Here is a 25,969-nt window from a genome sequence, read left to right on the forward strand (position 1 = left end):
GCTCTATTTAAGCCTGATATCCATTAATAATTCTTATTTAAACAGAGCTGAGGATGCAAAGATGCAGTATCAAGCTGAAGTAACTATCGAACTTAAGGCAGGTATGCTCGATCCAGAGGGCACAACAATTAAAAGAGCTCTTGAACACCTGGGATATGGGACCGACAGTGTCAGGACAGCTAAAAAGTACACTATTACCCTTCAAGCAAAGAATATCGATGCTGCAAGAGTAAACGTAGAGGAAATGTGCCAGAAACTGATAGCAAACCCGATAATCCATAATTACGAAATATTCCTGAGGGAACTAGAATGAGCATTGCCATCGTCCAGTTTGGTGGCAGCAACTGCGACCTTGATGTTCTTCATGTTCTCAGGGATGTTGTGGGTGTTGATGCCGAGCTTGTGTGGTATAAGGAAGAGGACCTGGACAGGTTTGACGGTATTGTGATACCTGGTGGTTTCTCTTACGGTGATTATCTCAGAGCCGGTGCAATAGCCGCACGTACTCCCATTATGAACTCAGTCAGGAAACAGGTGGAAGCCGGCAAGCCTGTCATAGGTATTTGCAATGGTTTTCAGGTGCTCACAGAATCCGGTCTTCTTGATGGTGCACTGACCACAAACAATTATCCCAAATTCCGATGCGAACCCACATACCTGAGGGTCGAGACCACGGAAACTCCATTCACTACAGGTTTTAAGAAAGGCGAGGTCCTGAATGTCCCTATAGCCCATATGGAAGGCAATTTCTATGCGGATGAACCTACTCTTGCAAGGCTGGAGCAAAATGATCAGGTTACCTTCAGGTATGTGGATGAGAAAGGCAGGGTCACAGACGAGGCAAATCCAAATGGTTCACAGGAAAACATTGCCGGAATCGTCAGCACTCAGAAGAACGTGCTTGGTATGATGCCACATCCTGAAAGAGCATCTGAAGATATCCTGGGTTCAGCTGACGGACTTAAAATTTTCAAATCAATGGCTGAGTATATCTCAGGCCGCTGAAGTGTCTTATTTTAATTTGGTAGCAATAATTGCCATTTGGTAATTCCTGTGCTCTATATATTTTCTTTTTTGAAGCTACTTGCGATTAATTGCAATAAAACTGAAATTAATTCATTAAAACTGGTTATATTGAAAATCCTTTTCTTTACCTGAATATATTCTTTCATTTTTGAAGGATTGTTTAGAAACATTTTTATCTAACTTACGTCCTTATTTATATTGAGTGGTGGTAGTATAATCAAAATAAACTTAGTTACTACAATGGTAATTTTATTGTTTTTATGTACAGGTCTTGTGAATGCTTCAGATAACTCAACCGAAACTCCGGTTGCTTCATTCTCTGCGGATGTCACAGAAGGCAAAGTGCCTCTGGAAGTCTGGTTTACTGACACTTCAAGTGGAGAGCCGACTTCATGGGAATGGGACTTTGGTGACGGCAATAACTCAACCTTGCAGAACGTATCGCATGTTTTTGATGAAGCCGGTACTTTTGATGTTAGTCTGACGGTAAGTAATGCTAATGGAACGGATTCTTTAACAGAGATGGGTTATATCTCAGCAGATACACGTCCGGTAGTTGCGATAGATTCTATCGTTCCAGATCCTGCAATCAGGGGTGAGCAAGTTAACATGACTGGTATACATGTTTATAACTACAGTGCCATCCCAGAACGTTATGCTCATAGATGGTATTCAGATCTAGATGGTTTACTATGTAAAGGAAAGAACGTATATACAGGAAGCCTATCAGTAGGCAATCATACTATAAGTTACCAAGTTGTGGACAGTGAAAAACAGTGGTCAGATCCGGTTTATGGTTCTGTGGTAGTTCTGGAGAATATTCCTCCAATAGCTACCATCGATTCTATAACTCCCAATCCTGCTTTTAAAAATCAGGAAATCAAATTTAGCGGGACCGGCATAGATCCGGATGGAAGAGATATAAAGTACAATGACTATGAATGGCATTCCAATATTGATAACTTCCTGAGCAACGAGTCAAGTTTTTCCACATCATCTCTTTCTGTTGGAACACATACCATTAACTTTAGTGTAAGGGACCACCTGCAGCAGTCTCCTGTTGAGACTAAAATCATCGAAGTAAAAGGAAATACTCTACACCTGCAGGCAGAATTCCATAAAACCATAAGTACCAATAATCCGGTGGATATCAGTGTCAATGTAAGTGGAACCGATCCGGAGTCAACGGTAGTTTCAATAATTGATAGTAGTGATAATGTTGTCCTAACTGAAAATATCACTGAAAAGCTCAAATCAGGTAAGTACACCTTTGAATGGGATGCAACAGACCAGCAGGGTGATCCTCTTCCAAGTGGAATGTATAATCTTAGTTTGATGAGTGATTCTATTTCAGAGGAGATACGCGTGACCGTTGATAACACGGCTCCAACTGTTGTTATTGATGATATTTCAGGTACATTTAATGAGGGAGATATTGTATATGCCAACTCGGAATTACTGGTTAAGGTATCCGAGTCCGAAAGAGATGTAGCAACTGTGGATATTACATTGTCATCTATTTCCGGTGATTTCACAGAAACTATCAGTGCAAACAATGAAGATGGCACTTGGATTGGTGAGTTTGATCTGTCCTCTGTCCCTGATGGGAATTATACTGTTACGGCTGTTGCAAAGGATACTGCAAAGAATATTGCAAAGAATATCAATGATACAACTTCGCATATAACAGTCAATGTCGATAAGACCGCACCTGTTATTGGGGATTATTCACCTGCAGACGGCAAGACTTTTGATGTAGGTACAACTGCTGTGGACATCAGTTTCTATTACAGTGACGCCAGGACAGGTATCAATACAAGTTCTATAGGTATGATAGTTGACAATATTGATGTGACAAACAATGCAACGATAAATGCATCTTCAGCTTCATATAATGCCACAAGTCTGGCCAAAGGTGCTCATACTGCATCAATATCCTTAACAGATAACACGGGTAATGAAAAGACCTTCACTACTAACTTCTGGATTGGTCCGAAGCCATCAGAAAAGACATCCCGAAGCAGTGGTAGCAGCGGTGGAGGTGGTGGCGGTGTCACAACAGGTGAGAAGTATGAGAACGTCCTCATAACTGAAGTGCAGAGTATCTACATCAATAAAGATTCCCATGTAATGTACGAGTTCAACAAAGAAGGTAATGCCATAACAGGTATCCAGTTCAATTCTTTGAAGAATTCCGGAAATATCAAGACCGTCCTTGAAATACTGAAAGGGCGCTCCTCGTTCGCGCAGACAGATGCTCCCGGAAATGTTTATCAGCAGATGAACATTTGGGTTGGCAAGGCTGGGTTCGTCAGTCCTGAGAATATTGAAGATTTGCGCATTGTTTTCAGGGTAGAGAGATCATGGCTGGAGGAAAATAATATTGGAACTGATACTGTGAAGCTGTACAGGTACTCAGATGACTCATGGGATGCACTTTCTACTTCAGTGACCTCAGAAGATGGCCGCTTTGTTTACTTCGAGAGTCAGACTCCGGGCTTCTCACCTTTTGCGATCAGCTCTGATACAGAGGCTGTTGAAGTTACCGAAGAAGCTTCCCTGAGATCTGTAAATGATGAAGATGCTGTTCCAGGTGAGGGATCAAAAGATGTGGAAACTACAACCCGGAATTACCCACTTAATGTTCTGGTGGTAATTGGTGTAATTTCACTTATGCTTGCGGGTGTGTATGCTTTGTACAGGAAACAGAGATAAAGGATTATTTCTGTTTTTTATTTTTCTGTCGCAACCCGCATGATCATAGCCCGGAATTCTCTGTCACGACATTTTCAGCCGTTTTCCAGGAATGCCTTACTATGTCAGGCAAAGCTCCATGATTCTTGAACCAGTCCTTAAGGAACTGTTTTGTTTTGGGATCAGAAGGATAGCCACTGCCAAAATCGATACCAATGTCCTTCTTGATGTCTTCGATAATTGCATCCCTGCGGACCTTTGCAACTATGGAAGCAGCGGAAACGACCGGATATATTGCATCTGCCTGGTGTCTGGATACAACTGAGACTGTTTTTGCCCTTTCAGGGTGCGTTTTTGCATATTTCTGGAGAAGTCTTTTACCGAACCTTTCCTCATTAACATCGGCAGCGTCAACATATGCTTCGTCCGGATGCAGTTCTTCGAGTACCTTTGAAAATGCAAGAACCATGATGTCATTCATGCTCATCAGCTTGCGGAATTCGTCGATCTGCTGTGGTGCGATCTCAAGGACAAATACCCTTTCAGCATACTTTTCGATCTGGTATGCAAGTAGTTCCCGTTTTTTAGGAGCTATCTTCTTTGAATCAGCTACACCCAGGTTCTTCAGGGAAGTGATCTTTGACTCTTCGATCAATACCCCGCCGACACACATGGGACCTATCACAGGTCCTTTGCCAGCCTCATCTATTCCAGCTACTTTCATTATATTCTATCCGTTCATCAGCCTACTTTAAACTGACCATCAGATGAACAGAGTGAATATAACATATCCAATAATCATCATTATGGTCGAGTGCTTAAGACCTGCCATAATACTTCCTTCGCCCATTGCGCCTGCCATCAGGCCTGAACTCAGTCCCTGGATGATAGCTGCGTGTTTGAAGAGCTGGGTGTAGGCTTCCATATCAAAACTGCCAAGAAAACCTCCCGCGCTTGAACCTGATTCAGCCATCTGCTTTCCGGCCTGGGCCATCTCTGTAAGGAATGTTGTTGAAATAACGAAAATAACACCTACAAAGACCAGGAATGAGATGTAGATGATTACGATGTAGATCATCATGCTCATGTTGCGTTCTCTTTTCATCCCCTGCTCGGAAGCTGCATCCCTGGCGGCGACCATGAGCACCTCCCCGATATCACCACTGGATTCGTTTGCTTTTGTGATCAGGGAGAGAGAACGGGTAACTACTTGCGTCCTTAGTCTGTTGGCGAACCTTATCAGAGAGTCATTGACCTCAAGCCCCCAGAAAACATCATGCCATATCTTCTTGATTTCAGAGCTAAGGGCATCCGTATCAGATCTTGCCATAAGTCTTATGGAATCTCGCAGCGTCATACCTGTTTCGTTGGTACTTGCCAGTTTTTTCAGGAAATCAGGAAAACTACTTTCCAGTTTCTTCTTTTTCTTCTGTTTGATCTCATAGAATACCGAAAGAGGTATGATTATAAGTAGAATTGCAAAAACGATCTTGTCATCAATGAATTCTACTATCAGCGCAAGGTTACCAAGTCTGTCCGCGTTCAGAAATGCGGATCCTATTACTATTATAAGTGCAAGTGGGACTGTGATGGCAAGCGTAGCAAGAGGGTTTTGGAACATCGGGGCAAGTGGATCCTTGATAATACCTCTTAGGGTGAGGGATTTCTTGGATTTTGTAAACGACTCGAAATTATCCCTCTCTCTTACCTTTTCTTCTGTTTCGCCGATAAGTTCTCCATTCTCGTCATAGGCCGGTGCAAGATGTGCAGGTATATCAGGTATGCCATGGTCCAGAACAGTGTTCGTACCGAGTAGTTCCGGCTCTCCCATTTCAGTAGGAGTAATGATACTGATCATGACTACGAACATAAGGGATCCTACTGGCAGGACAGCATAGATTATCGCATATACCATGGTTGATGATCCGGAACCCATAACCGCCATCATGACTCCCATGATGATAATGAACAGCGGTCCTGCTACGAATGCAGTTACATATGATTCGGCAAGCAATGCCAGGGTTTCAAGGAACCCTTTCTGATCTACCTCGGATTTGATCAGGTATTGCTCTGATTTATCTCGGAAATAGTTAGGGATATTCCCACCACTGTCGATGACTGTCAGAAGGTTATAGATCAGGTCCTGGAACCGGTCGGAAGGTGTGATCTCAGACGCGTTTGTGAGTGCTGTTCTAAGATCGTGCCCGAAATACTCCATATCCCTTACAATGGAATCAATTTCCTTTGAGACTTCACCATATGTGTCTTCCGAACGTGCAAGCGCCTTGAAAACATCGATTATGTTCATTCCGCCTTTGCTAAGGGCGTACATGAACGTCACAGCATAAGGAAGTTGCATATCGATCTTGGTTTTCCTCTCGCCTGCCTGGAACCCGGGATATAGCACGAAGATCGTATAGACCAGGCCTCCCAGGCCTACAACAAAAACAATAGTAATGAAGAAAGCTAAGAATATCTCCTTATACTGCAAGAGGAATGCCATGCTCGGCGTAAAAGTTAGCTTAGTGATATTTTCCGGCAGGCCGATAAGTCCTATGATAACATATGTAAGGAAAAGTCCGAGAAAAGCACCTAAGATCCCTGCCAGTACCGAATAGAATACTGCATTTGAAATGTACATTTCATGAGATATTGGTATACGTGCCTGGTTCAATTGTTTCTGCAGGTTCACATAGTTCTGCTTCCTTGCCTTGATGCGGGTTCCAAGCAGAATGAACGGTATCCTTTTTACGATATTGAAATATAAAGAGGCTTTTTTGATATATGGATCAACAGCGAATCCTGTCTTCCTTTTCTTCTTTGCCTGTTTATCTGCAGGAGCAATTGTTTCTGGTTCGCTGTCAGAAAGCCCGTCAGATGTTTCGATCTCAAATTCTTCTTTTCCGGATGTATCAATTTCAGAGGAGTTTTTATTTTCTGTCACAGTGTAACCCCCGCTGTCAGGCTAATTGCAGTTTCTTGAGTACCTTCTCAGGTGTTGACTGGTATGCGTTGATGATTCCTGAGATCTCTTTGAAATCGCTGATGCTATTGTTCACCATGTACTCAAGTATCTTCTGGCGATAGTACAGTTCCTGATCAATCCTTCCCTGTCCCCAGCCACGGCGCATCTTTATATCAAAGAGGGCCTTGGATTCACCTGTTCTTACAAAGATGTCCGATTCGGAGTCCCATGCAAAGATATCATTGGTCCTGATATTCCTGGTATTGGGATCGATATCGATGATCTCAACAAGTTTGAGGTTTCTCCTCACGCGTTTACCCTTTGAGTATGTCTGCGCCTGGATACTCATAATGTCCAATGCCTGTATCATTGTACGCGGAACACTTATGGGGGGGTTCTCAAGCCTGTGAATGGCCGATGCAACGGAGTCAGCATGCATTGTTGAGAATGTTGTGTGGCCTGTGGACATTGCCTGGAAAAGTGTCAGCGCTTCCTTACCTCTGACCTCGCCTACCAGCAGGTATTCCGGACGTTGACGTAGCGCTGCTTTAAGGAGATCATACATATCCACTGCTCCTCTTTCATCTGCAGTGAACGAATCCCTGGTGACACTTGGTATCCAGTTAGGATGAGGTAGTTTCAGTTCTCGTGTATCCTCAAGGGTAATTATTTTGGACTTTTCTGGAATGAAAAGGGATATTGCGTTAAGGGATGACGTTTTACCTGAAGCCGTACCGCCGGCATATATCAAACTCTTATTGTTCTCGATACAAAGCCAGAGATATGCCATGGCCTCAGCTGAGAATGTGCCCCATTTAATGAGGTCTACCGGAGTTATCGGGGTATCGCTGAACTTACGGATCGTAAAAGTACTTCCATGGGCAGTGACACATGTGCCCAGTGTCATCTGTATCCTGGAACCATCGGGCATCGTGGCATCGATCATGGGTTCAGCCACTGAGATGTGCTTGCCACTTCTTTGTGCCATCTGGATAATGAAAGAGTTCAGTTCTTCCTCTTTATAAATAATGTTAGTAGCGATATTCTGTTGAACCCGATGATAAAGAAATATGGGAACATCATGCCCGTTACCTGAAATATCTTCAATAGAGTCGTCATACATCAGGGCATCTATTTTTCCGAAACGGACAAAATCTCTCTTGATGTAGTAAGATATCTTGGCAAGTATCGAAGGTGTGAGCTCAAGAGTATAATCCTGGATTATTGACCATATCTTGGTGTCAAGGACTTTCTCTTTATCCTCTTCGTCCTGGGAGATCTCTTCCACAAGGAGTACATCTCGAAGCCTGTCCCTTATCTCGTTAAGGAGGACTTCTTCAAACTCAGTAAGCTCGGGTTCCACTACGTAATAAAGATGATTGTTTATATCTTCATTGTAAAGTATGACAATAAATGTATATGGTTCATTTACCCAGTAGCGTTCTATTTCCTGATAACCGTCCACGCCTCTGAATTCAGTAATAGCACCGTGTACTTCAGGATCATAGGGTTCTATCTTTATCTCTGCCTGTTTGAAAAGATTTTTAATCTTCCCTACGAGACTGTTTTCATCATTTTCTTCTTTGTTATCTTTTAGAGTGATTCCCTGATCTTTGATTTCTTCTTCTTCTTCTTCTTCTTTTCCTTCGGTGATTATGCTCTCTTCTCTGGCTTTTTCCTCAAGGATGCTCCTGACCTTGACCTTTGCTTCTTCATCTTTTTCAGGTAAAGTCATCTCATCTTTCTTTTTCCTGAAAAAACCTGTTTTTTTAGGCCCGAAACCCGCGGACTTCGGAAGTAATATGTTCAGCTCTGCTTCATCTTTATCAATGCTTGAAATGTTTCCATCTTTTGAAGTATCAGATCCGGGACCAGAGCTTTCCTCCTCTTCTGCAGGAACAGAAACCTCTGAGTTTGCAGTTATATCTGGAGAAAAGGATGTTTTTACTTCTTTTGCCTCATATGTATGATCTTTTTTCAGAGGATTTTTATGGATGATCGAGGTGAATTCTTCTTCAAGCTTTTGATCTGATTTTTTGATTTCAGCTAACTTCTCAAGAAGGCTTGATGTCTCCAGGGAGCCGTCACTTTCATCCTCATCTATCTGATAATGTTCATTCGAACTAGAAAAGTTGTCATCAGCCTCGGACAGATCATCACTGGTTGGTGGTATTTCATCAGTTTCATCTGTTTCTTTGGCTTTTTCAAGCTCTTTGTTCTTAGGATCTTCTATTTGAGCATCAGCCATTAATGTCACCGTTTGATGAATGTTTAAAGTAGATCTATGTCAGACCGTACTATAGATTATGTAGATCATATTAGATTTATCGCATTTATATTATAAATATACATATTATTAAACTTATTGTATCGGGTGGATACCGCCGGACCAACTGGTGGAAAACCCGCACCTTTTACTTTATTTTGTTTGCTGATCTTTTTTCTTAGTCTCTTGTGTACTATGTATGTACATGCTTAAAATCCACATGTACATGATATGCCCGGAAAATGGATAATATGTCCTATATTATTATATATCTGTACAAATTGCCCTTTAAATCTTATGTACATGTACATAGAATTGGTATAGAATTGAACAGGATTGGAATTGCTTTTCTGTAAAAACCCTGTCCAGTTGTAGTTCACTCAAAAAAGTTAAATCCAAGGGTTGATATGTTCAGGTGGAAATATGATAAGTAATCTGGAATTGAGAGGATATCCTGCATGCCCATAATAACCCTGCCATATGAAGATCTTGAAGAGCTTACCGGGACCGATAAGGATACTATCATTAAACGTGTGCCGATGATTGGTGCGGACATCGAACGCATAGAAGAAGAGTCCATAGACATCGAGTTCTTCCCTGACCGCCCGGATCTCTATAGTGTTGAGGGAGTGGCACGTGCCATGCGTGGTTTCCTTGATATAGATACAGGTTTTCGTGAGTATGAAGTTAAACCGTACAAAATTGAGATTACAAAGGATGCTGCAATAGAGCACATCCGTCCTGTATTCGGATGTGCGGTTGTAAGAGATATAAATTTCAGCTCTGCATCCATAAAGAGCCTTATGGACCTGCAGGAGTCCCTTCACTGGGGTCTCGGACGTGACAGGAAGAAAGTATCCATCGGAGTGCACGACCTGTCAAAGGTGCAGCCACCATTCCGATATATAGCAGCAGACCCCGGCTTTGAGTTTATCCCTCTTGATTTTACAGAACCCATGTCCATGAGGGAGATGCTCGAGAAGCACCCAAAGGGTGTGAGATTCGCGCATATTGTTGAGGATTTTGAGAACTATCCTCTTATACTGGATGCTAATGACAATGTCCTTTCATTCCCGCCGATAATCAATGGAACACTCACGATGGTAAACGAGAACACCACTGACCTGCTAGTGGACGTTACAGGCCTGGGTGATGAGGTGTATACAGCACTCAACATTGTAACAACAGCACTTGCAGAACGTGGCGGACAGATCGAGTTTGTTAAGGTTGTCAAGGCCGACGGCACAGAGCATATCCCTCTTGACCTGATGCCTCGTGTTAAGATCCTGAAAAGCTCTGAGATTGATTCCCTGATAGGTCTGGAACTTTCGACAGAAGAGATAATAAAACAACTTAATCGCATGGGATTTGGTGCAACAGAACTTGGAGAAGGTGTCCTTGAGGTTATGATACCCCGCTATCGTGCGGACATTCTGGACAGTTTTGACATAGTAGAGGATATTGCCATTGGATATGGTTTTGATAATATACCAGCGATATTCCCCATGAACGCGACAGTTGGAAGCTCCCATGAGATATCAGACATACGTTCTGCTATGGGGGAGATTATGACGGGCCTCGGGTATCAACAGGTCATGCCCTTTACCCTGACGAGCGCGAAAGTTCACTTCGAATGGATGAATCGTGAGAGTACTGATGATGTGACATATGTTATGCACCCCATCAGTGAGGATCAGACCATGGTCCGGACCACCATCCTCCCAAACCTTATGGAAATACTCTCAATGAATCAGCACAGGGAGCTCCCTCAACGTATATTCGAGGTTGGTGATGTGATAGTTAACGTAAAGACCGGCCTTCATCTTGCTGCAGTATCTATCAATGCCCATTCCAACTTCACCGAGGTCAGGGAACTGGTAGATGCGGTAATGCGGGAAAGGATGCTTGAATACGAGGTTTCCGAATCATCAGATCCTGCATTCCTGGAAGGCAGAAGGGCGGATATCATCGTCAATGGTAAAAAGATCGGTGTCATGGGCGAGTTCCACCCGCAGGCCATCGTCAATTTCGGCCTGGGACAACCGGTAGTGGGTTTCGAGATGGATTTAATGGCAGATTAACTGCCCTATAAATCTTTATGTCATATAAGCGAAATCCGGGAATAGTACTTCTTTTATCCTATTTCATCTGTTCTTTTTGCAGTCGATCAACTCTAACATCAACTGAGTTTTGTTCTTTTTCTGGTTCTGCAGGGTACCGAGTAATCGCAGTTTTAACTAGTTAAAATAAGTTAAAGGCTAAAAGAATCTGTATTCATCAGTAGGTCTGTTACATAGTAATGATCAAAACCAGATATAGCAGACGGGCCCGCCGCGATTCGAACGCGGGTCAATGGGTAACTTCGTGACATAGTCACATCGAAGCCCATGAGGATATCCTGGCTACCCTACGAGCCCACGGGGATGTATTGATTGCTACGGGTTGTATTAAAGGTTTCTGTCACAGCGATCCGCTTATGATTCTTGCGGCCATGAGCAGCAGGATCACGCCGAACAGCTTTTTCAGGGTTCCAGCTTCGATTTTACCGGACATCAGGTGCGATCCTATTTGTGCACCTATGAATGAAGCTACCAGGATGTATGCTATCAGTGAGGTATCAGGCTCCCATGAATCCAGATGGGCTATAAAACCGGAAAGGGATGTGAATATTACGATAAACCCTGAAGTAGCAGCAGCATATTTGATTCCGTAACCCATTAATACTAGAATAGGTACAATGAACGAGCCACCCCCAATCCCAAGCATACCTGATAGGATCCCTACTATCATACCGCCTGAAAGCACAAGTACAAGTTTTTTACCGCCTGTAATGTCTTGTCCCCGATAGAACCCCTCTATCCGTTCAAAAATCATCTCCAGTCCGACAACTATCATGAGTATGGCAAAAAATAGCAGCAGGATATCAACCGGGACCAGTCTTGTGAAATAGGCACCAATCTGAGCGCCTGTTGCAGAAGCTATTATAAACGATACTGCAATATGCAGGTCCACAAGTTTCCTTCGCAAATATATCACGGTCGCAGAGCCCGAAGTAACTATGTTCAGCAGCAAAGAAGTGGTGATAGCACCAACAAGCTCCATACCTGTCCAGTAGAAAAAAGGTACATAGAAGATAGCTCCGCCAAGGCCGAGCATAGAGAATATGATCGAGCTAAAAAAAACAGCAATTACGATCAACATATCTTCCATTATCTTAACACCTGTGTATGAGTATGTTTTCCAGTTCTATTTATTTACATACTTTTCCTTGAAGTGATCTATTTCTTCTTTACTGCCAACGACTGCGATGATATCATCTTCGAGGATAATGGTCGAAGGAAGAATATCAGTGATCACTTCATCGTTTCGCTCTAGTCCTATTATGGTACATCCTACTGATGTACTTAGATCCAGCTCTCCCATAGTCTTGTCAACTAACTCAGAATCCTTTGGGATCAGATGCTTCTCGATATCTATTCCCTGGTAAAGCAGGATATCCTCATTCATTTTCTTGCAGGAGGCATCCAGGCAATGTGATGTCATCTTCGCAAGCATCTGTCCTGCTACAATAGAAAGCGCCGCAACATAGTCGGCGCCTGCCTTGTATATCTTGTCGATCGATCTGTAGGAATTGGCCCTTGAGATAATGGTGGATTTTGGGTTTAAGCCGCGTGCTATAAGTGTTGCAAATATCGCATCAGTATCATCATTGAGGGTAATAATGACTTCTGATGCGTTATTGATGCCTGCCTCCACAAGTACATCTTCATGAGTTGCATTACCGACAATATGTTTAAAGTCCGTATTTTCGAATGCATCTGGATTGGAATCCACTGCGACAAAATCGATATCTGCATGTTGCAGGGTTTCTATCACTCGTTTGCCAACATCTCCGCAACCTAATACGATTAGATGTCCGTCTTTTGTTACATCCATAGAGTCACTCCAGGCGTTGGGTCAGTTTCCGAAGTTCGGATAGCTGGTCGGTACTACCCACAGCTAGTAACACAGAATTGTCCCGAATAACGTCCCCGGGACTGATATTAAAGGACAGGCTTCCTCCTTTCCACATGCCTACAACATTAACTCCGGTCTTTTCCCTGATGGCTGCGTTGCTGATGCTTTTTCCGATAAGGGGACTTTTCGGATAGATCGGGAATTCTACTATACTGACTCCATCGAAGAACTCGGTGGCACCTGTGAGTCTTTTTAGGAAAGGGTCGGCGGCTTTTCTGCCAAGGAACCTTCCGTAAAGCTCTTTTGGGGATATCACGCTTGTGGCTCCAGCATATTTAAGATATTTCTTGTTAGAACTGTCTTCGACAATAGCAATAATATTCAGATCGCTCAGATTGCGGGCTGTCAGAACTATATTAGCATTTCTCGCGTCGGAGCTATTTGCAATAACAAAGCGTGCAGTGCCTATATTTGCATTCTTCAGTGTTTCCTCTTCGGAAAATGTTCCGTAGATCGTATTTATTCCACGCTTAAGCAAATCCGTGGTGATATCTTGTTCCTCTTCAATGAGTACATATGGTATGTCATCTTCATTTAGTTCTCTGATAAGTGTTTCGACCAGTCTGTTGTATCCGCAGATTATAATATGATCCTTCATATCCCCGGTTTTGGTGGGCACACCTGAATGTATGTTCTTCTCAAGCCAGGGTATGATCACAATGGTAAAGAGAATACCGAAAACAATTGGTATGCCTGATAGCTGCACGAATACAGAGAATATTTTACCGATCGTTGAAACCATAACGATGTCCCCATATCCTACAGTGGTCACTGTGGACACTACCCAGTAAAGACCGTTGAAGAAGTCGGCAAACTCATATTGTTGCTCATACCTCATTAGCTGTATGAAGATGAGGATATAAGTAAGGACTACAACAAGGGCAAATACTATAGATTTTATGATCGTTTTGTTTAAAAGATGAATATTTTTCATTGTTTCAACTCAAAATATCTCTTTTCTATTCGATCTTTCAAATCCTTCTGGCTTTTTGTCCTTTTTCAGAATCCATGCACAAGGTATGGTCCGAATATCATCAGTATAAATGACATCAGTATCAGCAATGCAAATGTTGCGGATATTGTGGCGGACAGATTTTCTGCTTTTGTCTCGTTCTTTGTAAGGCGATAGACTGCAGCATACATGTAATCCCTGAAAACATGTCCTCCATCCAGGGGTACTGCAGGAAGGCAGTTGAACAGGCCGACATAGAAGTTGAGCCATCCGATCCATAGCAGGGAATTGGCTATCCAGAACAGTCCTATTCCCAGAGGCTCGGCCCAGCCTATAGGTTCATAGAACTGCGCAAGTGTACCGCTGAATCCCGGGAATCCTTCTCCGGTAATCCCGATGATCGGTAATCCGAGAATTATAACCCAGCCGGTGATTCCGGTGAGCATTGAGGGGATCTCTCTGAGGACTTCCAGGTATTCGTGCGCAGGAAACTCGCCAACTGAAAATCCGAGAGATGTTTCAACATATCCGTCTCCCTGGGTATAGACTCCCAGGTAACCTTTGTCTGCATCGGGGTGCTGTGCAAGCTCGACCTCGTATTCATTGGTAATATCCTGTCCGCCGGATACTTCCACTACGACATTTTGACCGGGGGACGTTGCACTCATATATGTAGTGAAATCCGAGACGGTTCTCATAATCTGTCCGTCTATACTCAGTATGTACATTCCTTGCTCAAAACCAGTTTCTTCAGCAGGTGACCCTTCAACGATGTCCTGTACCATTATACCCAATATATCGGGTTCGGGATCTGTGACATCCACTTCATATATTGAAACGGCCCTGTCTGTTGCAGCATGGACCTGAACTGTGGACCCAATTTCAACGGAATCAAGGTAAAACAGCATTTCATTTACATCGCCTATGTTCGTTCCATCAAGTTGCGTAATGACCATGCCTTCCCTGATCCCGGCAGCATATGCATTGGAACCTTCATTTACGTCCACCACCATGGTATTTCCGAGTGGTGCCATCGCACCGAGCACAGGTCCGAAGAGCAGAGAGAAGGCTATCAGGGCTACAACGAAGTTTGCCATCACGCCTGCTGCGAGTATCCTTGCTCTCTGGTTCCTGGTTGCAGCCTTTTTTACCGGGATCTCTTCGTGGCGCAGAGTCTGCTTCTGCGCTTCGTTGTCCTCGACAACAATTCCTAGCCTGCGGTCGCCATATGGGTCAGGTTTTTCATCTTCTTTTTCTTCCTTTTTGCCAAAAAGTTCTTCTTCATCCGGCTCGGCAAAACCTCCAATGGGTACAAGTGCGAGCAGTATTCCCATTGATTTGACCCGGATATCTTCAACCCTGCAGAGGATGGCGTGTGAGAACTCATGTACAACCAGGGTGACTATCAATGCGATTATTCCCCATGTCAGGGGTATGAACTCGTTCACTCCGGGTATCAGGAAAATGTTCCTTGCCTCGTTGAACTTTCCAGGTTCGGGTAGGGTACTGTCCCCTATTGAAGTGAGCAATGCTATATCTGAGAGTATAACTATCAGGAACATCGCCGCCATGCCTATGAACATCAGCACTATGCCGATGTTTGCGTACAGCTTCCAGGCTTTCCCTGGCTTGGCAAGTATGTCCAGTAGTTTGAGTCCCCGCGTGGTACGTATCATCAGCACAGGGCCGTATGTAGAAATATTATATCTTTCCAGTATACCTTTTCGCTTCAGGGCGATAACAATTATCCAGTATACTAAAAAAAGTGTTAGTCCAAGGGTGGTTCCGTTCAAAAAAATTCTCCTGTCCAGATGTTGAATGTGAGTTTTATCTTATTTATGATCCTAGTGGCAGGATATCCTTGTTAGGAGCTGTTTCTTAAAAGGATCACTGTTCTTCAGCACTGAAAACAGTAGCATCTAAGCCACTGTAGTTTAGGACTCTATATGTCCTATCATATAAAAAAGCAACTTAGATATGCTTATATATTACTATTTTTAAATATGGAATATGACGTTGTTTGTTTCGCTTTATATTTCTGTGATACATAGGGATTGGAGTGTACTTATAGTTTGAGGGTGGCATTTTATTCTCATATTTCAGTTGCATAAAAGCATAAGTATAAAAACAATAAAGGAAATATAGCAATCACAGAATTATGAAACGTCGATAAACGTTGATGAATGGTTCAACGTTCAAGAGCAGAATCAAAAAAGCGAATACTATACCGCGATGTAACATATCCGTGAGGGGATGAATGTGCAATCGATAGTCCAGGAAGCATTAAAACACACCGAAAAAGAAAAAGAGTACCGCCAAACGATAGCAGTAGACGACCAACTAGACATTCTTGGTCAGCCCAGGATCATGATTGTGGGTTGTGGCGGTGCAGGTAACAACACTATTAACAGACTCTACAACCTCGGGATCGAGGGGGCTGAGACTGTTGCGATCAACACTGACAAGCAGCATCTTGACCTTATACGTGCGGACAAGAAGATCCTTGTGGGAAAGACACTGACCCGTGGTTTGGGTGCAGGAGGCTATCCCGAGATAGGTGCCAAGGCAGCTGAACTTGCACGCGGCACCCTTGAAGAGGTCTTCAAGAACGCAGACCTTGTTTTCATTACAGCAGGTATGGGAGGAGGTACCGGTACAGGTGTCGCTCCTGTAGTAGCTGAGATCGCAAAGGAGCAGGGAGCGATCGTTGTAGGTATGGTCTCCAGTCCTTTCAGGGTTGAAAGGGCAAGGGCGGTCAAAGCCGAAGAAGGGCTTGAAGAGTTCCGTCGTGCTGCAGACACAGTTATCGTGCTCGATAACAACAGGTTGCTGGAGTATGTCCCAAACCTTCCTATAGACCAGGCTTTCTCAGTTATGGACCAGCTGATATCAGAGACAGTGAAAGGTATCACCGAAACCATCACAAAGCCTTCACTCATCAACCTCGACTATGCCGATATCAGGGCTATCATGAGCTGCGGCGGAGTTGCAGTGATGCTTGTGGGTGAGAGCAAGAATCAGGACAAGAGTGATGATGTCGTCCGCTCGGCACTCAATCATCCACTACTTGATGTTGATTACCGGGGCGCAACCGGAAGCCTTGTCCATATCACAGGAGGCCCGGATCTCAGCCTTAAGGAAGCCGAGGATATCGCCGCTTCACTCACATATGAACTGTCACCACGTGCAAATGTCATATGGGGTGCCCGCATAAGCAAAGAGTACGAGGGAAGGGTACGTGTCATGGCTATCATGACCGGTGTCCAGTCAGCCCAGGTACTTGGTCCGCAGTACAACGAAGCTTCAGCCGCGTCAAATCCGGTTTCAGACACTCCCAGGGCATACAGGCACGCTAGCACCCCGGTCAACAAAACGAGGCGCTCTGTCGTGGATCCGGTGAGCACCAGGAACGGTGGCGGATCTATAATCGACATCATTCAGTGAACCTGTCCTGATACTTTGCAGCCGGACTGCTGATATCCGGCTTTGCAATTATTTTTAAAGGATATTCTTATCTGTATAAATTACTATTCTAAGGCATGAAAGTACTAGTTGCTACAGGTCACCTTGCAGAGCAGACTGTGAGAGATTCGGTAGGCATGGATACTGATGTGCTGATTGTTGATACTCAGATTGCGGCATTTATCACTCCCCGCAAGTTGATGGCAGCCATTGAGGCGGATTTTCCTCAGTTCACGAATAATAAGGCGCACAATGCTGAATACGACCTGATACTCATCCCTGGTCTTGTGTCAGGTGATTTCTCAAGACTTGCCAGAAAACTCAGATGCAAGATCCGCCTCGGTCCCAAGCATGCTTACGACCTGGGTTTTGTACTGAATTTTGTCGGCAGTGTCGAGTTTTCGACCGAACTACCTGCATGTGAACTGCTTGCGGACGTTAGACGGGAAATGGCTCTGGAAAAGGTAAAGCAACTGGAAGAACTGGCAGTTCCCTTAATGACCGTAGGTGAGTTGAAGTTCGGAGGCGATTCACGTATGAAGGTCATGGCAGAAGTGGTCGATGCCACCGGTCAGGATACCGATACTCTGTCCGGGCGAATAGAGTCTTTCGTGCGTAAAGGAGCCGATATTATTGATCTCGGTGCCTCCCTGCATGCGGAAGCCGATGATGTCGAACATGCCATAAAGGTCGCAAAGTCGGTGACATCGCTTCCTGTCAGTATTGATACACTCGATCCCGGACTGCTTTCCCGGGCACTTGACATTGGTGTCGATATGGTTCTCAGTCTGGACAGCAGCAATATAAGCACTATTGCTCCCCGACTTGCGAGCTCTGATGTTGCATCGGTAATTATACCTGATTCCGGGGAGGGTCTGGATAGCCTTATAAGGAATATCAATGAAGCTCGCAGAATGGGTGTCAGAAAGATAATCGCCGATCCTGTGCTTGACCCGATCGGACACGAAATCGCATCTTCTATTGTCCGGTACAGCAAGTTCCACGAAATGTTTCCGGAAATTCCCATTTTCTTCGGTGTCGGTAATGTAACAGAGCTCATCGATGCAGATTCCACAGGTGTTAACGCAACCCTTTGCGGTATTGCAGCTGATTTGGGTGTAAGCATACTTTTCACTCCCGAATACAGCAACAAGACCCAGGGTTCCATTAAGGAACTTAAGAAAGCTTCGCAGATGATGATGCTTACAAAGGAGCGCAAAAGCTCGCCAAAGGACCTTGGCATAGATCTGATCGAGATAAAAGAGAAGCGCAGGCGTACGGATGCCGTTATGCCCGATAATTTTGTCCGGGCAGAAAAGAGCAGGATGTGGACCGTTGATCCGAAAGGCAGTATCCGGATAAATGTAATTCCCGAAAGTTACGGAAAAGGAGGTTACATCCTTGCAGAACACGATTCCGTTTCCATCGTTGGCAGGAGCGCAGGTGAGGTCATGGATACCATTCTGGACATGAAACTGGTTTCCCGGATGGAACATGCAGCATACCTTGGCCAAGAACTTAAAAAAGCAGAACTGGCCCTGAAATTCGGAAGGAGTTATTCGCAGGACGATAAGTTCTAATCTAAAGAGATCTGTTCACAGGCTCTTTCCTCTTTTGTGTGCAGTATTTTAATATCTGATACACAAAACCCGAATCGGACCGATTTTTAACTTGTTCTGGTAAGATGTATACATAGTTAAATGTGATAAGTATCATTTAGCCTACAGGTGATAATATGGAACTTGAAAAACAGGATATGGAAAAGATAGTTGCTATTGTTGCGGCAAGATATTTCACAGAACAGGGATGGAAATGGGTGGACCTGCGTGATGATGTGTCTGTGATCCACAAGGCATATGAAGACCTCAAGGAGCAATATGATGCCTATCCCTATATGAGCCGGGACTGGTATGTGAGCAATTCCGCAACCAAGAACATTCACATGTGTGAGAAGTGGGATGAACTTGCAGAACTTGTAAAATTCCTGGATGACTACGGGCAGCACTTTGATTTCCTTGTAAGAGATGCAAAGAAATCGTTCTGCATTGCAAGTACTGACGGCCAGCTGGGACCGGAAGAGAAGAATGCAATAGCAGTTGCCAGAAGGCTGCGTTACAATGTTTTTGTTTTCAGGGTGGATGTACCTGAAAGTATTGGTTTTGAAGTTTTACAGGTCGGCGGAGGACTCTGATCAAAAGCATCAATCGATAGGTTAATATCGGAATGTCTTATCTCTGCCTACATTTATATATTATATTATGCATTATAGCCGAGTTGTAAAAATTTGTGCAACATGCCATCCAGCAATGGTTTGTTGTATGCGGTAACACTTGTGGAATAAAAACATTTGAAAGTTACAGTATTCGTATAGTATTAATTAAGAGGAGTTTTAATATGGAACATTTAATTTATCTCGCCCCTCTTGCTGGTATTATCAGTTTGTTATTTGCCGGCTTCTTTGCACGCAGTGTCCTGAAAGAGGATCCTGGTTCAGAGAAGATGCAGGAAATAGCAGGTGCTATCCAGGAGGGTGCGATGGCATATTTGAATCGTCAATATAAAACAATCGCAGTAGTAGCTGTAATTCTTGCAGTACTAATCTTCGCACTCCTTGAGGATGGTAGTAAAGTGGCTATCGGCTTCCTTGTCGGTGCAATAAGTTCTGCAGTTGCAGGGTACGTTGGTATGAATGTATCTGTCAGGGCCAATGTCAGGACAGCAAATGCAGCATCAAAGGGCTTGCAAAAGGCCATGTCCGTTGCGTTCCGTGGTGGAGCTGTTACCGGTCTTGCTGTAGTCGGTCTTGCACTACTAGGTACAAGTGGTTTCTACATCCTTTACGGTAATGTGGACCTTGTAGTGGGATTCGGTTTCGGTGCCAGCCTTATAAGTCTTTTCGCAAGGGTCGGTGGTGGGATATTCACCAAGGCAGCAGATGTCGGTGCGGACCTTGTCGGTAAGATCGAGGCCGGAATTCCCGAGGATGACCCGCGAAATGCAGGTGTAATAGCTGACAACGTCGGTGACAATGTCGGTGACTGTGCCGGTATGGGTGCTGACCTGTTTGAAACATACGTAGTCACAGTTCTCGCATCAATGCTTCTAGGATCATTGATTCTCGACTCATATACAAACGCGATTCTCTACCCGCTCATCCTTGGTGCAGTGGCGATCTTTGCATCCATCATCTCCATGTTCTTCGTGAAGGTCGGCAGTGATGGCAAGATTATGAAAGCGTTATATAAAGGAGTAGCAGTTTCTGCAGTTCTGTCTCTTGTAGCTTTCTATTTCGTTACGACTTATCTCATGGGCGACATGAGATTCTACTATGCAGCTTTAGTGGGTATTGTCATCATGGTTCTCATGGTGGTTATCACAGAGTACTATACTTCGACATCCTACCGCCCGGTAAAGACGATTGCCGCAGCATCTGAAACAGGTGCAGGGACAAACGTCATTTCAGGGCTTGCTTTCGGTTTTGAGAGTACCGCACTTCCGGTCATCATCATTGTAAGTGGTATCCTTTCCTCATACTACGTTGTAGGCGGAGCGGCAAACCCGGCAATAGGCCTTTACGGAATTGCGATCGCTGCAGCAGCAATGCTCTCAACGACCGGGATGATCGTAGCACTTGACTCATACGGTCCTATTACTGACAATGCCGGCGGTATTGCAGAAATGGCTGGCATGCCTTCCAGTGTACGCAAGATCACAGATGAACTCGATGCAGTGGGTAACACCACAAAGGCAGTTACCAAAGGATACGCCATAGGTTCTGCAGCTCTGGGTGCCCTGGCTCTCTTTGCAGATTACACACACAAGGTGGATCTGAGCGCTGCAGCTCTTAGCCTTAACCAGCCAACGGTCCTTGTAGGCCTTTTCATTGGCGGACTGCTTCCTTTCGTCTTCAGTGCTGTTACGATGCAGGCTGTAGGTAAGGCAGCTTTCAAGATAGTCAATGAGGTTCGTCGCCAGTTCCGCGAGATTCCTGGCATTATGGAAGGAACAGCAAAACCTGAATATGGCAAATGTGTGGATATAGTCACAGCAGCAGCGATTCGTGAGATGGCCATTCCTGGTGCACTTGCTATCTTCACACCACTGCTGGTCGGACTTATACTCGGTCCCGCAGCTCTTGGTGGTCTTCTTATTGGTATCATTGTCGCAGGTCTTCTGCTTGCACTTACAATGGACAATGGTGGCGGTGCATGGGATAACGCAAAGAAACTCATTGAGGACGGAAATTATGGTGGTAAAGGCTCAGAAGCTCACAAGGCAGCTGTTGTCGGTGACACCGTTGGTGATCCGTTCAAGGATACATCCGGACCTGCACTCAACGCTTTGATCAAGGTAGTGAACATGGTTGCGATTCTGTTCTCCTCACTGTTCATAGGCGCAGGTCTTTTGTAAAAAGTAAGAATATTTTAATTTCCGGTGAAAGCCGGAAATAATCTTTTTTTTGAATATCTCTTGTGACATTGTTAATTCAGTCTCAGAATTACAATGACAAAAAGCTTTTTTGCATCTTGCAGTTCTAAATCCTGTCATGTGACCTGGATCCCAATAATTTTAACCGATATCAACGTTTTGAGTCAGATCATCAATAATTATGGGGGCTGTAATAACCAAAAATGAATGCAAACCAGATACTGTTTATGAAAAGAAGTGCGCGGGTTGGGGAGTGGGGGTTTAATGTATTTGGGGAGTGGGGTTTAATGTATGAAAAAAGTACCCGCGCAATCTCTACAATTAACATGATTATATTTAATTATTGCCGTCAGGAAAATTATAATAACCTTTGCCGCACTTGTAAAATTGTTGTACATTGTCTGTTTATTATATACCTGTTATCTAATCAACACAAAAAATATAAAGTGACCGCCCATAGTGCACATGTCTCCGGAGAAGATTATTGATGAATGAAGACATCGGTACAATTATCAGAAGAGGTTTTAGCACATGGAAAAGGAACCTGATTATCTGCATACCTTTTATTTCAGAGGTGCTTGTAACAGTGCTCCTTTCAATGTTGGCTGCTTTCTTGTTTGTGATGTTGTTCATTATGCCTGTTATATCAGGCAGCAATATAGATCCTGAACAATTATCCCCGGATGCAATGCTAAATATTCTTGAGTCGCTGCTCTCGGATAACCTACTGGTACTCATTGCTTTTGGTATCATTTTCTTTCTATTATACATGCTCGTTCAGTCGTTTTTCACTGCAGGTGCCATAGGTATGTCCAAAGAGGCATTAGAGAAGGGTGACACCAATGTAGGAGATATGTCCTCATACGGCTCAAAGAACTTCTTTAACCTGTTTCTCTTAAAAGTCATGGTATCATTGCTTGCACTGGCAGGAGTGATATTTTTGATACCTGGCTTCCTTTCGATCGGGAACATCGGTGATCTGCTTGCTGATCCTAGTATGGCTCTTGCAAGTACATCCTTGCTGATATTCGGGCTTTTTATATGGGGATTCTATGCTTTGCTACTGAGTATTATCCTGATATTCGTCGAATATGCACTTGTGATCGATCGTCTTGACCCTGTAAGTGCTATTGGGGATGGAGTGTCATTTTTCATGTCCAATAAGGTACCTGCACTGATACTTTGGTCCCTGGTCATTGGAATTACAGTGATTTTTGGTATTATAGGTAACATCTTCAGTTACAACGATGTGTTGTCACAGATGTGGACATTTGCCGACTTTTTACTCAGTATTATTATAATAAGGCCCTTGATCACTATCTGGTGGACACGCTTCTATCTTAACAGGAATGACAAAAAACTCTATTCCTTTGATGATTACCTGCTGGATCACTGAATTCTACCCAGTAGTTTGCAGGCCTGGCAAATTTCTCCTGTACAGGCCTGCCCGCAGACCCTGCAGTTAGACAGCCCTTCCTGCGGAAATTCTTTTCCAAGTATTCCTGATATCTTATCGAACCCGCTGAGGAGGGCATATTTTGTACCGGGATGCCTTACTTCAAAATCATTAAGAAGTGTTCTTATTTCCTTTCTCATGGCCTCATGTGCATAAGGACATCCCCCAAAACCAAGTGGCAGGTCATGGAGATAAGCATAGAGGGCAATTTCCTTCTCAGGTATCTGTCTCAGAGGTTTCATTCGCAGGACAAGCCCTTCAAGTTCCTTTGGTGGTGCCATCCTGACCAGACGTGACACGTCACCTTTGAGGTGGTTCAGGAGAACGGTCTGGGCCTCATCATCAAGGTTATGGCCGATAGCAAGTCTTGTAGCGCCGATCTGCAATGCTGTTTTGTTAAGCAATGATTTCCTGAGCACACCACAGTAACTGCATGCACCTTTCTCTCTCTGCATCGGTGCTATGTCATCCATGGTCTTACCATACTCTTCCCGGAACGACCTGACCATCAGTTCAATACCCAGTTCCTCGGTCAGTTCCTTTGCTGATTCAATCGTCTGGGGTCTGTAGCCCTCAATGCCCTCATCTATTGAAATACCAACAAGTCTGATATCCGGTCTCATGCCGAATATTTTGTGCAGTATATGGAGTGTTGTACTGCTGTCCTTTCCGCCGCTCAGGCCTACTGCAATGGTCTCGTTCCTTTTGATGCTGTAATGCTTCCGAATGGTGAGTTTTATTTTACGTTCAACATCCTCGGTAAAATGTTTCCTGCACAGGTGCATACCTGAGTATTTCTGATAGATGATGGCGTCCTTATTGCATTTATCACATTTTATAGTCATAGGTCCTGTCCATGCAAAGGTATATTGATATAAATATCTGTCCTGTATTCCGTAGCCTTGGCCATGCAGGCACAAAAAGAAAAAATTAAATAGGCTGCAAATATTCTTCCTTAAAAAATAAGGAAAATTTGAATGATATCGTTTGGTGAAATCTCTTTTGTACTGTTCATACTCTCAGTTCTTGCAGGTTATTTCCTTGGAGTATTCTCCGGACTTGTTCCGGGTATACACACCAACAATTTCGCACTGGTACTACTTGCGCTCTCACCGTTCCTGTCGGACAACGGTATACCTCTGTTCTATGTTGCAGTTATGATCCTTTCAAATTCTGTAGCTCACACGTTCCATGACATCATCCCGGCAATATTTCTCGGTGCCCCGAACGATGATATGGCGCTTGCAGTACTGCCTGGTCACACTCTCCTGCTGGAAGGGCGCGGGGCGGAAGCTATCAGGTTGTCCGCGCTTGGCAGTGCAGGTTCTGTTGCCTTTGCATTGGTAATAGCGCTGCCTCTCTCGATGCTGATCAAAAGTGCATATGGACATATACAATCCTACCTTGCCTTGATACTGATATTTGTCGTAATTGTGATGATACTTACCGAAAAGGGGGAGTTCGTCCATGGACAGGGCTCGCTCTCAAGATGGAAGTTCAGGTCCTATGCAATATTGGTCTTTCTGCTAAGCGGTTCACTGGGAGTACTTGCTTTTAATACCGAACACCTGATGGCACCTCTCATCTTTCTGGGCGAGCCTTCGATACTGCTGCCTCTGCTGAGTGGTCTTTTTGGTTCGTCACAGCTTATTATAAGTCTGATGTCCAGCCCTGTGATACCGGCCCAGCTCCGCTGCCGCATCGAACTTGGAAGCAAGCGCATCTTCAGGGGAATCTTCGTTGGTGGCCTTTCGGGTTCCCTGGTTGCATGGCTGCCTGGCATATCGTCATCTGTGGCAACTGTCTTTGCCAGGCTGTTCATCCGGGAAGAATCCGGAGAAGATCAGGAACGATTCGGGAGATATGGCAATGAAGAATTACTTCTTGATCCTGCAAAGGAGTTCATTGTCTCTGTATCGGGAGTGAATACATGCAACGCAATATTTGCTCTGGTAGCCCTTGCGGTTATTGGTAAGTCGAGGAACGGGGCAATGGTTGTCATAGGCGGTTTGCTCGGAGGTATTGAACTTGATATCTCTTCAATGGTTCTTTTCCTCTGTGCGGTCTCGCTGACTGCGATTCTCTCCTACTTTTCCACGATCTATATAGGTGACAGGGTTCACGGAACGCTCTCTAAGATGAATTACCCGCTTTTGTGCTATATGGTGTTAGCAGTCCTTTCCGTCATCGTCCTGCTTTTCACAGGCATTTATGGACTGATGATATTTGCAGTATCCACTTCAATTGGGATGCTTGCACCATTCCTTAAAGTCCGGAAGAGCCATGCAATGGGTGTGATCCTGTTGCCTGTGATACTTTACTTTCTTTAACAGTCTGACAATTCCGTATCATCATGAGAGTAAGGAGGAGAGCAGCAGCATAGTATCTTAAGAGGTATGTTCCCGGTATTGCGGATCATGTGGGATTCCCCGGGCAGAATGCATATAGTATCGCCTTCGTTCACACCAAATCCTTCTCCTTCGATTGTCATATGACCACTACCTTTCAGGATGTAGTATATCTCCTCTGCGCTGATGTGCTTATGAGATATGGTTGAACCGTCCACTGGTACAGTGGCTTCCGCCAGACTTTGGAAATGATTCCCATGTACCTCCGGATGCATAAGTTCCCTGATAGAAGATCCATCTTTGGTTATGTATGGTTCTATGTTTTGATGTATTATCTTGATGGGCATTTTTTAAA

19 protein-coding genes and 1 tRNA gene are annotated in these 25,969 nt (G+C 44.2%); 10 read left to right on the forward strand and 10 right to left on the reverse strand.

The genetic code is table 11. From position 1 onward, the window contains the following. Positions 1–61: 61 nt before the first annotated feature. The 3 genes from purS to CUN85_RS08615 all read left to right on the forward strand — a co-directional run bounded on the left by purS (position 62) and on the right by CUN85_RS08615 (position 3,741). On the forward strand, positions 62–313 hold the full coding sequence (gene purS / locus CUN85_RS08605) for a phosphoribosylformylglycinamidine synthase subunit PurS (protein WP_135389917.1): 252 nt from the start codon (positions 62–64) through the stop codon (positions 311–313). After that, positions 310–1,005: a phosphoribosylformylglycinamidine synthase subunit PurQ gene (purQ, locus tag CUN85_RS08610; RefSeq protein ID WP_135389918.1), complete on the forward strand. Its 696-nt coding sequence runs from the start codon at positions 310–312 to the stop codon at positions 1,003–1,005. Before purS ends, purQ begins: the two co-directional genes overlap by 4 nt. A 294-nt stretch (positions 1,006–1,299) precedes the next feature. Beyond that, positions 1,300–3,741 carry a PGF-pre-PGF domain-containing protein gene (locus CUN85_RS08615; protein WP_167848837.1) on the forward strand — a complete coding sequence of 814 codons (2,442 nt, stop codon included), beginning with the start codon at positions 1,300–1,302 and terminating at the stop codon, positions 3,739–3,741. Positions 3,742–3,784: 43 nt separating this feature from the next. Here CUN85_RS08615 and rnhB read toward each other — a convergent pair whose 3' ends face one another. From rnhB to CUN85_RS08630, 3 genes are read right to left on the reverse strand one after another with little or no spacing between them, the layout of a single operon-like run. Further along, complete coding sequence (rnhB, locus tag CUN85_RS08620) at positions 3,785–4,444, reverse strand: ribonuclease HII (protein ID WP_135389920.1); 660 nt, start codon at positions 4,442–4,444, stop codon at positions 3,785–3,787. Between the two features lie 39 nt (positions 4,445–4,483). Further along, positions 4,484–6,664 carry a type II secretion system F family protein gene (locus tag CUN85_RS08625; RefSeq protein WP_135389921.1) on the reverse strand — a complete coding sequence of 727 codons (2,181 nt, stop codon included), beginning with the start codon at positions 6,662–6,664 and terminating at the stop codon, positions 4,484–4,486. Positions 6,665–6,680: 16 nt separating this feature from the next. Next, a complete protein-coding gene (locus CUN85_RS08630; RefSeq protein WP_135389922.1) occupies positions 6,681–8,933 on the reverse strand; it encodes a type II/IV secretion system ATPase subunit in 2,253 nt (750 codons plus the stop codon). A 476-nt stretch (positions 8,934–9,409) separates the two neighbouring features. Here CUN85_RS08630 and pheT point away from each other — a divergent pair, with 476 nt between their 5' ends. Further along, a complete protein-coding gene (gene pheT, locus CUN85_RS08635) occupies positions 9,410–11,032 on the forward strand; it encodes a phenylalanine--tRNA ligase subunit beta (protein WP_135389923.1) in 1,623 nt (540 codons plus the stop codon). A gap of 242 nt (positions 11,033–11,274) precedes the next feature. Here the strand turns inward: pheT and CUN85_RS08640 are convergent. The 5 genes from CUN85_RS08640 to CUN85_RS08660 form a co-directional block, all read right to left on the reverse strand. Beyond that, positions 11,275–11,368, reverse strand: a tRNA-Arg gene (locus CUN85_RS08640). Between the two features lie 43 nt (positions 11,369–11,411). Then, positions 11,412–12,161 (reverse strand): sulfite exporter TauE/SafE family protein, encoded by a 750-nt coding sequence (locus CUN85_RS08645; protein WP_135389924.1) that lies wholly within the window; start codon positions 12,159–12,161, stop codon positions 11,412–11,414. A 36-nt stretch (positions 12,162–12,197) separates the two neighbouring features. Next, a complete protein-coding gene (locus tag CUN85_RS08650; RefSeq protein WP_135389925.1) occupies positions 12,198–12,887 on the reverse strand; it encodes a potassium channel family protein in 690 nt (229 codons plus the stop codon). A 4-nt stretch (positions 12,888–12,891) separates the two neighbouring features. After that, positions 12,892–13,902, reverse strand: coding sequence for a potassium channel family protein (locus CUN85_RS08655; RefSeq protein ID WP_135389926.1), 1,011 nt, complete (start codon positions 13,900–13,902; stop codon positions 12,892–12,894). 65 nt (positions 13,903–13,967) lie between these two features. Beyond that, entirely contained in the window at positions 13,968–15,713 is a 1,746-nt protein-coding gene (locus CUN85_RS08660) for a site-2 protease family protein (RefSeq protein WP_135389927.1), read from the reverse strand. A gap of 466 nt (positions 15,714–16,179) precedes the next feature. Between CUN85_RS08660 and ftsZ the strand changes: the two genes are divergently transcribed. The 5 genes from ftsZ to CUN85_RS08685 all read left to right on the forward strand — a co-directional run bounded on the left by ftsZ (position 16,180) and on the right by CUN85_RS08685 (position 23,206). Further along, positions 16,180–17,364 carry a cell division protein FtsZ gene (gene ftsZ / locus CUN85_RS08665; protein ID WP_135389928.1) on the forward strand — a complete coding sequence of 395 codons (1,185 nt, stop codon included), beginning with the start codon at positions 16,180–16,182 and terminating at the stop codon, positions 17,362–17,364. A gap of 95 nt (positions 17,365–17,459) precedes the next feature. Further along, positions 17,460–18,962 (forward strand): dihydropteroate synthase-like protein, encoded by a 1,503-nt coding sequence (locus tag CUN85_RS08670; RefSeq protein WP_135389929.1) that lies wholly within the window; start codon positions 17,460–17,462, stop codon positions 18,960–18,962. Between the two features lie 155 nt (positions 18,963–19,117). After that, positions 19,118–19,573, forward strand: coding sequence for a hypothetical protein (locus tag CUN85_RS08675; RefSeq protein ID WP_135389930.1), 456 nt, complete (start codon positions 19,118–19,120; stop codon positions 19,571–19,573). Between the two features lie 203 nt (positions 19,574–19,776). Further along, on the forward strand, positions 19,777–21,792 hold the full coding sequence (locus tag CUN85_RS08680) for a sodium-translocating pyrophosphatase (RefSeq protein ID WP_135389931.1): 2,016 nt from the start codon (positions 19,777–19,779) through the stop codon (positions 21,790–21,792). Positions 21,793–22,297: 505 nt separating this feature from the next. Beyond that, complete coding sequence (locus CUN85_RS08685; RefSeq protein WP_135389932.1) at positions 22,298–23,206, forward strand: DUF7847 domain-containing protein; 909 nt, start codon at positions 22,298–22,300, stop codon at positions 23,204–23,206. Here CUN85_RS08685 and CUN85_RS08690 read toward each other — a convergent pair. After that, a complete protein-coding gene (locus CUN85_RS08690; RefSeq protein WP_135389933.1) occupies positions 23,200–24,111 on the reverse strand; it encodes a TIGR00269 family protein in 912 nt (303 codons plus the stop codon). The genes CUN85_RS08685 and CUN85_RS08690 overlap by 7 nt on opposite strands. 132 nt (positions 24,112–24,243) lie before the next feature. Here CUN85_RS08690 and CUN85_RS08695 point away from each other — a divergent pair, with 132 nt between their 5' ends. Next, the gene (locus tag CUN85_RS08695) at positions 24,244–25,596 is read left to right on the forward strand and encodes a tripartite tricarboxylate transporter permease (RefSeq protein WP_135389934.1); all 1,353 of its coding nucleotides are present in this window, start codon (positions 24,244–24,246) and stop codon (positions 25,594–25,596) included. Here CUN85_RS08695 and CUN85_RS08700 read toward each other — a convergent pair. Beyond that, positions 25,593–25,961 (reverse strand): cupin domain-containing protein, encoded by a 369-nt coding sequence (locus CUN85_RS08700; RefSeq protein ID WP_135389935.1) that lies wholly within the window; start codon positions 25,959–25,961, stop codon positions 25,593–25,595. The genes CUN85_RS08695 and CUN85_RS08700 overlap by 4 nt on opposite strands. Positions 25,962–25,969 lie beyond the last annotated feature (8 nt).

It is taken from the genome of Methanolobus halotolerans, from assembly GCF_004745425.1.
Classification (GTDB): Archaea; Halobacteriota; Methanosarcinia; order Methanosarcinales; family Methanosarcinaceae; genus Methanolobus; species Methanolobus halotolerans.